The 11,672-nt window shown below is 48.8% G+C and carries 13 protein-coding genes; 4 read left to right on the forward strand and 9 right to left on the reverse strand.

What is annotated here, in order from left to right; translation table 11 throughout:
* Positions 1-141 precede the first annotated feature (141 nt).
* Positions 142-369: a hypothetical protein gene (locus RHOM_RS07700; protein ID WP_014079729.1), complete on the forward strand. Its 228-nt coding sequence runs from the start codon at positions 142-144 to the stop codon at positions 367-369.
* A gap of 59 nt (positions 370-428) precedes the next feature.
* Here the strand turns inward: RHOM_RS07700 and RHOM_RS17685 are convergent, their stop codons facing one another.
* Positions 429-581, reverse strand: coding sequence for a hypothetical protein (locus RHOM_RS17685; protein ID WP_169312218.1), 153 nt, complete (start codon positions 579-581; stop codon positions 429-431).
* A gap of 159 nt (positions 582-740) precedes the next feature.
* Between RHOM_RS17685 and RHOM_RS07710 the strand changes: the two genes are divergently transcribed.
* Together RHOM_RS07710 and RHOM_RS07715 are read left to right on the forward strand one after the other, a co-directional pair.
* Positions 741-1,076, forward strand: coding sequence for a hypothetical protein (locus tag RHOM_RS07710; RefSeq protein WP_014079731.1), 336 nt, complete (start codon positions 741-743; stop codon positions 1,074-1,076).
* A 16-nt stretch (positions 1,077-1,092) separates the two neighbouring features.
* Positions 1,093-1,377 carry a hypothetical protein gene (locus RHOM_RS07715; RefSeq protein WP_014079732.1) on the forward strand — a complete coding sequence of 95 codons (285 nt, stop codon included), beginning with the start codon at positions 1,093-1,095 and terminating at the stop codon, positions 1,375-1,377.
* Positions 1,378-1,408: 31 nt separating this feature from the next.
* On the opposite strand, the gene RHOM_RS07720 is transcribed toward RHOM_RS07715, so the two are convergent.
* Positions 1,409-2,710 carry an InlB B-repeat-containing protein gene (locus RHOM_RS07720; protein WP_014079733.1) on the reverse strand — a complete coding sequence of 434 codons (1,302 nt, stop codon included), beginning with the start codon at positions 2,708-2,710 and terminating at the stop codon, positions 1,409-1,411.
* 62 nt (positions 2,711-2,772) lie between these two features.
* Positions 2,773-4,863 (reverse strand): elongation factor G, encoded by a 2,091-nt coding sequence (locus tag RHOM_RS07725; RefSeq protein ID WP_014079734.1) that lies wholly within the window; start codon positions 4,861-4,863, stop codon positions 2,773-2,775.
* Between the two features lie 309 nt (positions 4,864-5,172).
* On the opposite strand from RHOM_RS07725, the gene RHOM_RS07730 reads away from it, so the two are divergent.
* Complete coding sequence (locus RHOM_RS07730; protein ID WP_014079735.1) at positions 5,173-6,270, forward strand: prephenate dehydrogenase; 1,098 nt, start codon at positions 5,173-5,175, stop codon at positions 6,268-6,270.
* A 74-nt stretch (positions 6,271-6,344) separates the two neighbouring features.
* Here the strand turns inward: RHOM_RS07730 and nagE are convergent, their stop codons facing one another.
* The 6 genes from nagE to queA form a co-directional block, all read right to left on the reverse strand.
* Positions 6,345-7,814 (reverse strand): N-acetylglucosamine-specific PTS transporter subunit IIBC, encoded by a 1,470-nt coding sequence (nagE, locus tag RHOM_RS07735; RefSeq protein WP_172623742.1) that lies wholly within the window; start codon positions 7,812-7,814, stop codon positions 6,345-6,347.
* A gap of 116 nt (positions 7,815-7,930) precedes the next feature.
* Positions 7,931-8,419, reverse strand: coding sequence for a PTS sugar transporter subunit IIA (locus RHOM_RS07740; RefSeq protein WP_044024918.1), 489 nt, complete (start codon positions 8,417-8,419; stop codon positions 7,931-7,933).
* Positions 8,420-8,435: 16 nt separating this feature from the next.
* Positions 8,436-9,278 carry a BglG family transcription antiterminator LicT gene (gene licT, locus RHOM_RS07745; protein WP_044024647.1) on the reverse strand — a complete coding sequence of 281 codons (843 nt, stop codon included), beginning with the start codon at positions 9,276-9,278 and terminating at the stop codon, positions 8,436-8,438.
* A 17-nt stretch (positions 9,279-9,295) separates the two neighbouring features.
* On the reverse strand, positions 9,296-10,036 hold the full coding sequence (gene nagB, locus RHOM_RS07750) for a glucosamine-6-phosphate deaminase (RefSeq protein WP_014079739.1): 741 nt from the start codon (positions 10,034-10,036) through the stop codon (positions 9,296-9,298).
* A 244-nt stretch (positions 10,037-10,280) separates the two neighbouring features.
* Positions 10,281-10,619, reverse strand: a complete 339-nt coding sequence (locus RHOM_RS07755) for a PilZ domain-containing protein (RefSeq protein ID WP_014079740.1) — start codon at positions 10,617-10,619, stop codon at positions 10,281-10,283.
* A 14-nt stretch (positions 10,620-10,633) separates the two neighbouring features.
* A complete protein-coding gene (queA, locus tag RHOM_RS07760) occupies positions 10,634-11,665 on the reverse strand; it encodes a tRNA preQ1(34) S-adenosylmethionine ribosyltransferase-isomerase QueA (protein WP_014079741.1) in 1,032 nt (343 codons plus the stop codon).
* Positions 11,666-11,672 lie beyond the last annotated feature (7 nt).

Genomic DNA, 11,672 nt, shown 5'->3' on the forward strand with positions numbered 1-11,672 from the left:
ATCCCTCCCGCCATCTGGCTCTGTTTTGCTACGTTCATCATAGCAAATTAGAGAACGCATAACAATTGTTTTAGAAAAATTTGTAACAAATCTTTCCGGATGCCATAAGATACAGTGTAAGAAAAATTTGGAGGATTTAATATGAGTGATTTAGCTGCGACAAACTGTGGTGGTGGATGTTCCTGTAACGAGGGCGGATGCGGTTCCATTCTCTGGATCATCTTATTGCTGTGCTGCTGCGGTGGCAACGGCTGCGGTCTTAATTCCGGCAATGGCTGTGGAAATGACAGCTGCCTTTGGATTATCCTGCTTCTCTTCTGCTGCGGCGGATGCGGAAACGGCAACGGCAACGGATTCGGCTGCTGCTAATAAAAACGCACACGGATTCTAAAAGGGAGCGGCATTTGCCGCTCCTCATTTTTATTATTCTAGCGTTCGCTCTTTTTCTCAAGACCGCTCTCCGCATCCCGTTTTCTCTGCATCTGCAATTTCTGTGCCGTCTGGCATTTTTCAGGGACTTTTCTTTTTCGCACACATTCCTCATCAATCTCGTATACACTGTTACCTTCTATTATAAGCATACCAATCTCCATTCCACAGACGCGTATATGATTGCGCTCCGGCAAAAGTCCTGCCTCTTTTATTCCATGCTTCCTTTTGCCTTTGCCCACATTATATGATATGCGTTACCGGTCATAAAGTCTCTTCTCTGCTCATAAACTAAAAGAAAAAGGGTTCTTATGGATCATAACGAAACATCCACTTTTACACCGTTTGATTATATGACACAGACACGGGAACTGCAGATGTTAAAAACCATGCTCCCCTACATGAAAGATACACAAAAAAAGCAATTTGCCATATTGATAAAATATATGGAGCTGCAAAACACCGTCCAGGTGTTCTCGCAGGATGACAAGGTGATGTCCATGTGCTCCGTCGATGAGGGCAGCAATAATATGGTTGCCATGTTAAACGATCTGCGCGCTTTCTGCACCAGCAAAGAGCAGGAAACCATCGACATGCTTGCGAATATGTTCTCCATGCTTGAGACCTACGAAACCATCTTCAGTTAAACAGAAAGGAATTCCTATGCCCTACGATTTTTTGAACAACAATCCGCTTCTCGCCGATATGTCTCCGGAGAAGCTACAGTTTCTCATGAACTTTGCCACCGCCAAAAAGCCGACCGACATCAAGGAGATGATGCCGTTTCTGCTCTCTGCCATGAATTCCGCAAAATCAAATAACATCCAGTTCAGTGAACCGGAGACGGATCTCTTATTCCAGATCCTAAAGCAGAACATGTCCGCAGAAGAATCTGCCAAAGCTGACAAAATCATGAACCTAATGAAAAACAGAAGGAGCGGCTCTTAAAACCGCTCCTTCTGTGCTGTTCTTCTATTTTTTACCAGATCGACGCCACCGTCACTTCCAGCACCTTGTCAATCGGCGAGCTGCTGTTGCCCTTGCCGTCGGTTCCCTCAAAATAACGCAGGCTTGCAGATTCAAATAACACATACACATTATCATCCGCAATTGCGATCTCCTCCGAGCATGGCGGCATCTCTACCTTTGCCGACGGCTCATTGGGATGCTTCGTCAGCGTCAGAAGCGATGCGTATACTTTCAGGTAGGAGGAACTGTTGCGTCCAAAAGATGTGCTCAGATATACTTGACCGCCTTTGTCAAAGGCAATTCCCTGCACTTTGTTCGGAATATTGTAGCTGCTGAGTGAGGTAAGCGTATCATTTTCCTCATCGTAGCTGTAGGAAAGCATCTCGGAATCAAAGAATTTGGTGTGGGTTGCCACCCAGATTCGCCCGCCGTAGCAGGTGATGCAGGACGGAATATTGTCGAGCTTGTATTCGTCGGAAAGTGCAGATGCGTCCACACAGTATCCGGGTGCATCGGCTCCGATTCTCTCAATATATTCATATGGAATCCGCTCCAGCGTCTTTGAATTGGAATGGCAGATCCATACATTCTCCCCGTCAAAGGCAATTCCGCCGAGGTGGCTCTTCTCCTTCATGCCAAGCGTCGCCAGATAGGTTCCGGTCTCACGCTCAAAGATCATTAAGGAGCCTTTCGTGTCGGATCCATCCGCATACGCCGTCATAAGAATGTAATCCGGTGTGAAGCAGAGTCCCTGCAGACACTGTCCCTCGCTGCTGATCAGATTGTCGAGATAGTCTTTCTCTCTGGTGGACGGCATTCCCGGAATATCCAGATCATCCAGAAACGCATAATTGCACTCTTTTAATTCTTTTTGATTGCGGCTTAACACGCTCGCGGTCTGATAGGAATACATCTCGACGTTATAGCGGTTGTCGATCGGTCTGGTCCATTTTGCAAACAGAACCATATTCGCTGCATTTTCTTCCGTGATCTCCGTGATCTTGTGATCGTAGGAGCTGTCCGTATACCAGCCGGCAAAATTATACCCGTCCCGGACAGGAATCTCAAGCGTAAAGGGAAGTTCTTCCACTGCGATCACATCCAGGTTGGCATTGTGGTTCACACCGCCGTTTAACTCATACACCAGATGCACAGCGTCATCGTTCACGCCGAGGAACGGATCAATCGAAGCCGTCCCGCCCTGCTCCCATCCTGTGCCATCCGTCGGAACCATCATGTAAGCCTGTGCCACCATCGGATCATTCAAAAGGAGGACAAACATCGATACCAGTGCAAGAAGTTCTTTTCTCATCTCTGCTCATCCTCCTTTCTTTTCTGCCTATTACTCTTTTCTGCTGCTTTTACATACTGCTGTTACTCTTCCGCACGTTCTACCTTGGATGCCCTTGCCTCGATCTCCTTCTCCTGTACATCGGAAGGTGCCTGCTCATACCGTGCAAATTCATAAGAAAATGTTCCGCTTCCGCCTGTCATGGAACGCAGGTCTGTGTTGTACCCGTAAAGTTCCATCACCGGAACGTCCGCGATGATCTCCTGATAACCGTGCTCCGTCGGATTCATGCCGAGCACGCGGCCGCGTCTCTTGTTTAAGTCTCCCATAATATCGCCGGTGTACTTATCCGGCACAACCACCTTGAGGGAGGCAATCGGCTCCAACAGGATCGGGGATGCGTCCATAAAACCTTTTTTAAATGCCTGCATCGCCGCTACCTTGAATGCCATCTCGGAGGAATCTACCGGATGGAAGCTGCCGTCGTAGAGAACCGCCTTCACTCCGACAACCGGATACGCTGCCACAGGTCCTTTTAATACCGCTTCCTGTACGCCCTTTTCGACTGCCGGGAAGTAATTCTTCGGCACCGCGCCGCCGACAACACACTGTTCAAATACATACGGCTGTTCCAGATCTCCGGAAGGTTCAAATGTCATCTTTACGTGACCGTACTGTCCATGTCCGCCGGACTGCTTTTTGTATTTATACTCCACATCGACTTTCTTGCGGATGGTCTCGCGGAACGCCACTTTCGGACGTTTTAATTCGATCTCAACTTTGTAGCGCTCGAAGAGCTTGCTCGCCGCAACCTCCAGATGCTGATCGCCCATGCCGTATAAAAGCGTCTGTCCGTTCTCGCTGTCATTGACAGCTTTTAATGTCAGATCCTCCAGCATCAGCTTCTGCAATGCCTGCGAGATCTTATCCTCATCACCCTTGTTCTTCGCCTTGTAGCGCTTGCAGGTATAGGGTGTGGAGATGGTTGTTCTAATATACAGAATCGGATTCGCCTTTGTGGAGAGAGAATCGGTCGTCGTCGCACCGGAAAGCTTTGCCAGGGCACCAATGTCGCCCGCGTGCAGCTCCTTTACCTCCTCCGGCTTGTTGCCCCGCATCACGTAGAGCTTTCCTACTTTTTCCTCCACATCCTTATGCTGATTGAATAAGATGTCGTCCGTCTTTAACACGCCGGAATTGACTTTAATAAGGGAATATTTTCCAATAAAAGGATCTGCGATTGTTTTCCAGATATAGGCGGATTTTGCCTTTGCGAAATCGTAATCCGCATTGTAAACCTCATTGGTCTTGGCATTGATGCCGGTGCAGGTGCGCTTTTCCGGGCTTGGCAGATATTTCACAATGTCCACCAGCAGCGTGTAGATGCCGCGTGCCAAAATATTGGAACCCATAAGCACCGGAACGATGCTTCCCTCCGCCACATTCACACGCAGTGCCTGTCGGATCTCATCCTCAGAGAATTCCTCACCGCCAAAATAGCGGTCCATGAACTCCTCGCTCGTCTCTGCAACCGCCTCCATCAGAGCCTCTCTGCAGATGCCAAGATTCTCCTTTGAATAATCCGGAACGTCCGTCTTCTCAACCTCGCCGTTCTCCTTCCAGCGCTTCGCCCGCTGCTGCAGCACGTTGACGTAGCCGACGAACTGTCCGTTCTCACGGATCGGCAGATGGAACGGTGCGATCTTTTTTCCGTAGAGTTCCTGCAGATCCTGTACCACCTGGCGGTAGCTCGCCTCATCGATATCCATATCTGTCACAAAAACCATGCGCGGGAGCTTATACTGCTCACATAATTCCCACGCCTTGCGCGTGCCGACCTCAATACCCGCCTTGCCGGAAACCACGATGATCGCCGCGTCAGCTGCACTTACCGCCTCCTCGGTCTCACCCACAAAATCAAAATACCCCGGTGTATCCAGTATGTTGATCTTGGTATCTTCCCAGATAATCGGAACAACCGAAGTATTGATGGAGAAATGCCGCTTCATCTCCTCCTTGTCATAATCACTGATGGTATTTCCGTCCTCAACCTTTCCCATACGTGATGTCATGCCTGCCAGATAAGCCATTGCTTCCACAAGACTCGTCTTACCACATCCCCCATGACCAAGTAAAACCACATTACGAATTCTGTCAGTTGTGTAAACATTCATAGCAAACCCTCCATATTCTGTAATTGTTTTATGTATGGATATATTTTACTAAATTCCGTCTTTTTTTACAACTTATTTATTCAATATTACTAACTGTATTTATAATATCAGAAACATTTAGCAATAATATGTATTACTTTTGAACATTTTTGGAATACTTCTTTTTATTATTTACACAATATTTACAATTTGGACATGTTCTCGCCATACACGCCGCATCTTTCCGTACTCTCACAGATTAACGTGTTGACTTTCCAGGCGGAAATGTCTATGATAATTGGGTACCAATAACTTGTGGGGGATTCATTTATGAAACTTCAGAAAATCGGATTTATCGGGCTTGGACTGATCGGCGGTTCGATTGCCAAGCGCCTTCGTATTCTACATAAAGATCTGGTCATTATCGCTACAGCCGGTCATGCCGCGACGATAGAGGCCGCTTACAAAGAGGGACTGACCGACAACGCCAGCCCCTGTGAACTGTCGGATTTCTATGACTGCGACTATATTTTTCTGTGCACGCCTGTCCAGAAAAACATGGAATATCTGCGTCTTTTAAAGGGACACGTCTGCGACCGCTGCATCATTACCGATGTGGGCAGCGTCAAGACCGACATTCACCGGGAAGTGACCGCCCTCGGCATGGAGGCGCAGTTTATCGGCGGACATCCGATGGCAGGCTCCGAGAAGACCGGTCTTGCCAATGCCAGGGAATTTTTATTGGAAAATGCTTACTATATTCTCACCCCGACCGCCCAGACCGATCCCGCGGCATTAAAAGACTTTAAGGAGCTTGTGGCTTCTCTCGGTGCGATACCGATGGTGCTTGACTACGAGCAGCACGATTATGCCACTGCCGCCATCAGCCATCTGCCCCACATCATCGCCTACAGCCTTGTCAACCTTGTGAAAAGCTGCGATGACTGTGAAGGAACCATGAAAACCATCGCCGCCGGCGGCTTTAAGGACATTACACGCATTGCCTCCTCCTCCCCCGTCATGTGGGAAAATATCTGTCTTTCCAATCAGGAACAGATTCTAAGACTGATTGACTCTTTCTGTGGGGAGCTTGGTCATATGCGCTCTGCCATCGCCGCTTCCGACAGCAAAGCGCTGATGGAGGCCTTTACCTCGGCAAAAGACTACCGGGATTCCCTGACCCTTCACGCGAACGGCACCTTAAAGCAGGTATATGAGCTGTACATGGATCTTCTGGATGAAGCGGGCGGAATTGCCACAGTTGCCACCATTCTTGCTAGCAACCATTTGAGCATCAAGAATATCGGCATCATCCACAACCGTGAATTTGAGGACGGCGTGCTGCATCTGGAAATGTACGACAGCGAATCGCTCGCCGCCGCCATCACACTTCTAAAAAAGCACCACTACACCATTTATGAGCGCTGAATATATGTCTGCATCGAAAAACGACCGCTTTCGCGGTCGTTTTTCATTGGGGCAATCTATTTTACAGAATATGGTTACTTACAAAGTTTTTTAAATTCATCAGCCACAAACTGTACCTGGGTACCGATAATGACCTGTACTGTTTTCTGGCTTGGGCGAACCACACCTGCCACACCGGCAGATTTGATCTTTTTCTCATCTACCTTAGTGTAATCCCTGATCTCCAGACGGAGTCTCGTAATGCAGTTATCAATGCTTTCTATATTCTCTTTGCCACCGACACCTTCAAGCACGATTCTTGCCACTTCGGTGTAATCATTATTCTCAAGCTTTGCACCTTTCTCTGCATCATCATCGTCATCTTCACGTCCCGGAGTCTTTAAATCAAACTTCGTGATCATAAAACGGAATACAACATAGAATACGACAAATGCTGCGATTCCGAGCGGAAGAATCATCCAGGTGTTCTTTGCCGCCGGAAGGGAAGCGGAAAAGATCAGGTCGGTTGCACCTGCAGAAAAACTGAAGCCTGCACGGAAGCCTACCAGAACCGTGATAAAGGTAAAAATACCGTATAATAATGCATATACTACATAGAGTGCCGGAGCAAGGAACATGAATCCGAACTCGAACGGCTCAGTAACGCCACAGATGAATGAACAAAGTGCTGCGGAACCAACCAATCCGATTGCGATCTTTTTCTTATTGCTCTTTGCCGTGTGAACCATGGCAAGTGCCGCACCCGGAATACCAAACATCATACACGGGAAGAACCCGGACATATACATACCGAGATCCCATGATACATCCGCCGATGTCTTGCCCTTCCAGAAGTTGGCCAGATCACCGAGTCCGATCGTATCAAACCAGAATACGTTGTTCAATGCATGATGCAGACCGGTTGGAATTAAAAGACGGTTCAAAAATGCGTAGATACCAGCGCCCACTGCATCCATTCCCACAATTGCCTGACCAAGAGCGATCAGTGCGCCGAACACAACCGGCCATACGAATAACAGGATAGCTGACACGACAATCGATACCACACCGGATACGATGGCAACACAGCGTTTGCCGCTGAAAAATGCCAGCCAGTCCGGAAGCTTCGTTCCCTTGAACTTGTTATAACAGGTTGCTCCGATGATACCGGCAAGAATACCGATAAACGGGTTTGCAATCTTGTCGAATGCCAGCGTCTTATCCGCATTCTCTGCGATTGACGGCATCAATGTGGTAACAACGCCCGTCGAGAGCAGATTGGTAATCATCAGCCAGGATGCCAGCGCCGCAAGTGCCGCGGTACCGTCATTGTCGTCTGCCATACCAACGCCGACGCCGATGACAAACAGCCATGCCATATTGTCAATTAAAGCGCCCCCCGCTTTTACAAGGAAAAATCCAATCAGCGCCTTTGCACCTGCAATGTCACCACCCTGCATGGTTGCCGGGCAGAGTGCATATCCGATTCCCATTAAGATACCGCAGATCGGCAGACAGGCAACCGGAAGCATCAATGCTTTTCCCAACTTCTGAAGATATTTCATCATAACTTCTTCCTCCTTCTTTTTCTGGCACAGTAGACCTTCTCCCTATGCCATATATGATTTGCCCCTTTATTTTATACCGGAAAGTTCCGGTTAAAATACCATTGAATAACAGATTACTTCGATGTGAGAATCAGAACCGTATCCTGCGGCGTCACCTCCGCACCCGTCACCGCTTTTACTTCGGCAAAATGGTCGGTATTGCAGACAATCATCGGTGTGATCACATCATATCCGGCTTCCCGGATCGCCTTAAGATCCGCCTCCAACAGCAGATCACCCTTTCTGACTTTATCCCCCGTCTTTACATGCGCCTTAAAATGCGCACCCTTTAATGCAACGGTGTCCAGTCCAATATGGAGCAGCAGTTCTGCCCCGGTATCCGTCGTCATGCTGAGCGCATGCAGTGTATCAAATAACAAGGTAATCTCCCCATCCGCCGGCGCGTAGATCCTGCCATCCGTGGGTCTTACCGCCACGCCTTTTCCGAGAATCTCCCCGCCGAACGTGGGATCGCTCACCTCCTGAAGCGGTACTGCCTGCCCGCTTACCGGCGCTCCCAGTTCCAGCGCTTTCTGTTCTTTTTTATGAAATAATCCAAACATCAGCCTCTCTCCTTTCTCATTCATCGCTGTCTGTCGTAATTCTCCGGATATGAATTGCCAGGTACATGATCTCTTCCTTGGTCACCGTGCAGTCATACTGCGCTTCGATGTAATCGGCAATTTTTCTGGCACACGCATATTCCCTCGGATATTTCAGTTCAATCAGATCGGAGAACTCCTGCTCCTCATCGGAGAGCATTTCCTTGCTGAAGAAGATTCTTCTCGCGAAAAATTTCAGATGCGCCACAAACCGCTCGTAGTGCATGGATTTTTCATCCAGCGCTTTCTGATACTCTGCCTTTACAATCTCGATTCCCTTCTGAATCACATCCGTGATCATATAAGTGTCATGTATATCCGTATTATATTCGGCATTCACAAAATGCAGTGCAATAAATCCCGCCTCATCCTCCGGGAAATGAATATCCAGTCTCTCCGCAAAAAGGCGGAGCGCATACTCTCCGACGAGATACTCCCTGCGGTAGAACTGCCGTATCTCCCACAGAATAGCGTTCGACAGCGCAATCCCATTCCTGTATCGTTCAATCGCGAAATTGATGTGATCCGTCAGCGCAACGTAAATACTCTGGTTTAACTCCATGCCGCACTCGTTCTTGGCGTAGGAGATAATGTCCGCCGAGATCTGCATATGCTCCATAGGGATGTTGGAGATCATTTCCTGAAACTGCCTTGAGAGCGCCGAATTTTCGATGCAGAACACTTTCTGTACCCGGCTCTCGTCAATGTCGTCTCCTGTCTTCGCCTTAAACCCGAGTCCTCTTCCCATGAGAACGACTTCCTGCCCGTTTTCATCAAATGCCGACAGGACGTTGTTATTAATCACTTTACTTATCTTCATGATTTCATTCCCATATCCTAACTCTGACAGGAGCCGATCAGCGACAGCGCCGCCTCATCTCCCACCAGTGTCACATCGTTGTGAAGCTGCAGTACCGATGCAGGCACCTCCGGTGTGATCGGTCCGAAAAAGGCACGTTTTACAATCTCCGCCTTGTCTTCCCCGCTTGCCACCATCAGAATCTTGTTCGCCTGCATGATCGTCTTGATTCCCATCGTGTACGCCTGCCGCGGCACGTCCTCCTCCGATGCAAAGAACCGTTTGTTGGCCTCAATCGTGCTCTGTGTCAGATTCACACAGTGCGTCGTGCGGTCGAACTGTCCGTTCGGCTCGTTGAATCCGATGTGACCGTTGTGACCGATTCCGAGCAGCTGCAGATCCACTCCGCCGAGCGCTTTTATCTTCGCCTCATAGCGCGCACATTCCTTGTCCGCATCCGTTTCCATTCCATTTGGGATATTGACATTCTGAAAATCAATATTGACCTTGTCAAACAGATGTTCCGCCATGAAGTAAAAATAACTCTGGTCGTTCGACTGGTCGAGTCCTTTATATTCATCCAGATTCACCGTCTTTACCTCTGAAAAATCCAGATCCCCCTTTTTGTACCACTCCACGAGCTGTGCATAAGTGCCGACCGGCGTCGAACCGGTTGCAAGTCCCAGCACACAGTCCGGCTTCATAATCACCTGCGCGGATATGATGTTGGCTGCCTTTCTGCTCATGTCATAATAATCTTTTGCCCGATAGATTCTCATCTGACTCCCTCCTCTTTCAAACAACAGACTCCTCTTGGGAAAAAAGAAAACCGGAAAACTTCATACATGCCCAAATAGCCTGTATTCAGCTTTCCGGTTTAGTGCACCTTGCGGTGTGAACTATCCTTTAACTGTCTCCAATTATAAATTTAATGATCACCATTGTCAATAGTGTGGCACCATTTTATCGTCATTTCGTATATAATGCACACAATCAGACGTGTCTTTTTGTCTATTTTCACGGTCAGATGTCGTGAAAGACCTGGTAAATATCAATCTTTACCGCATCCGAATCCGATATGCCGATAAATTCTCCGCCGTAGTAATAGCCCTTTTCCTGCTCTTCCACATGTACGATTTCCAGCACAGCGTCAATCATCTCCCGGCTGAACAGGCTGATCCTGGTGTCATAATAACTGCCGACCTCGAGTCTCTTGCGGGACAAAAATCCGACTCCGCCGCGCGAGATATTCAGGATATCCGCATTCACAACGCCGCCGTCGGCCGTGCCGTCCGCATTTAACCGCGCCAGTTCCAGCGCGTGTTCCATCTTAAGGCGCTTATGTTTTCTCTTTTCCAGCATGGGACCAACTCCTCCTATTTTGCGGTAATAAACATCGCATCACCAAAGCTGAAAAACCGGTAACGCTCCTGTACTGCAATCTCATATGCATGCAGCACATGTTCCCTTCCTGCAAGCGCAGACACTAACATCACCAGCGTCGACTCCGGCAGATGGAAATTCGTAATCAAAGCATCGATCACCTTGAACTGATAGCCCGGGTAGATAAAAATCTCCGTCCACCCACTCGTCTCATGAAGCACGCCGTGTTCATCCGCAGCAGCTTCCAGGGTCCTTGTGCTTGTCGTTCCCACGGCGATAACCCGGTGTCCCTCCTGTTTTGCCCGGTTGATCTTGTCCGCCTCCGACTGCTCGATCCGGTAGAACTCGGAATGCATGTGATGTTTTAACACATCACTCTCCTTGACCGGGCGGAAGGTGCCAAGTCCCACATGAAGCGTCACCTCCGCAATCTCCACGCCCATGGCGCGCACCTGCTCTAAAAGCTCCGGTGTAAAATGCAGTCCCGCTGTCGGCGCCGCTGCGGAACCGTCATACTTTGCATACACCGTCTGGTAGCGGTTCTTGTCCTTCAGCTGGTGTGTGATGTACGGCGGCAGCGGCATCTGTCCGAGCTGATCCAGAATCTCCTCAAAAATCCCTTCGTAATGGAACTGGATCAGGCGGTTGCCTTCCTCCACAATGTCAATGACCTCGCCGGTCAGAAGTCCCTCACCGAAATTGATTCTGGTTCCGATCTTGCATTTTTTTCCCGGTTTGACCAGGGTCTCCCAGACATCGTTTTCTTTTCTCTTGAGCAGAAGGATCTCGATCTTTGCCTCGGTGCCTTCCTTCACGCCGTACAGTCTGGCAGGAATTACTTTTGTATTGTTGATGACAAGGCAGTCACCCGGTCTTAGATAGTCCACAATATCCTTAAAATGGCGGTGTTCCACCTCTCCGGTTGCCTTGTCAAGCACCATCAGTCTGGAGCTTGAGCGGTCCTCCAGCGGATCCTGTGCGATCAGTTCCTGCGGAAGGTCATAATAAAAATCTTTTACGTCCATAACTACT

This window comes from Roseburia hominis A2-183, assembly GCF_000225345.1.
Classification (GTDB): domain Bacteria; phylum Bacillota; class Clostridia; order Lachnospirales; family Lachnospiraceae; genus Roseburia; species Roseburia hominis.

What these genes read in the sequence shown, in the direction of transcription:
- RHOM_RS17685 (WP_169312218.1), bottom strand. Translation starts at nt 581, where the DNA reads ATGCTTATAATAGAAGGTAACAGTGTATACGAGATTGATGAGGAATGT.
- nagE (WP_172623742.1), bottom strand. Translation starts at nt 7,814, where the DNA reads ATGAAATATCTTCAGAAGTTGGGAAAAGCATTGATGCTTCCGGTTGCC.
- RHOM_RS07700 (WP_014079729.1), top strand. Translation starts at nt 142, where the DNA reads ATGAGTGATTTAGCTGCGACAAACTGTGGTGGTGGATGTTCCTGTAAC.
- RHOM_RS07710 (WP_014079731.1), top strand. Translation starts at nt 741, where the DNA reads ATGGATCATAACGAAACATCCACTTTTACACCGTTTGATTATATGACA.
- RHOM_RS07755 (WP_014079740.1), bottom strand. Translation starts at nt 10,619, where the DNA reads ATGCTGGAAAAGAGAAAACATAAGCGCCTTAAGATGGAACACGCGCTG.
- RHOM_RS07740 (WP_044024918.1), bottom strand. Translation starts at nt 8,419, where the DNA reads ATGTTTGGATTATTTCATAAAAAAGAACAGAAAGCGCTGGAACTGGGA.
- licT (WP_044024647.1), bottom strand. Translation starts at nt 9,278, where the DNA reads ATGAAGATAAGTAAAGTGATTAATAACAACGTCCTGTCGGCATTTGAT.
- nagB (WP_014079739.1), bottom strand. Translation starts at nt 10,036, where the DNA reads ATGAGAATCTATCGGGCAAAAGATTATTATGACATGAGCAGAAAGGCA.
- RHOM_RS07720 (WP_014079733.1), bottom strand. Translation starts at nt 2,710, where the DNA reads ATGAGAAAAGAACTTCTTGCACTGGTATCGATGTTTGTCCTCCTTTTG.
- queA (WP_014079741.1), bottom strand. Translation starts at nt 11,665, where the DNA reads ATGGACGTAAAAGATTTTTATTATGACCTTCCGCAGGAACTGATCGCA.
- RHOM_RS07725 (WP_014079734.1), bottom strand. Translation starts at nt 4,863, where the DNA reads ATGAATGTTTACACAACTGACAGAATTCGTAATGTGGTTTTACTTGGT.
- RHOM_RS07715 (WP_014079732.1), top strand. Translation starts at nt 1,093, where the DNA reads ATGCCCTACGATTTTTTGAACAACAATCCGCTTCTCGCCGATATGTCT.
- RHOM_RS07730 (WP_014079735.1), top strand. Translation starts at nt 5,173, where the DNA reads ATGAAACTTCAGAAAATCGGATTTATCGGGCTTGGACTGATCGGCGGT.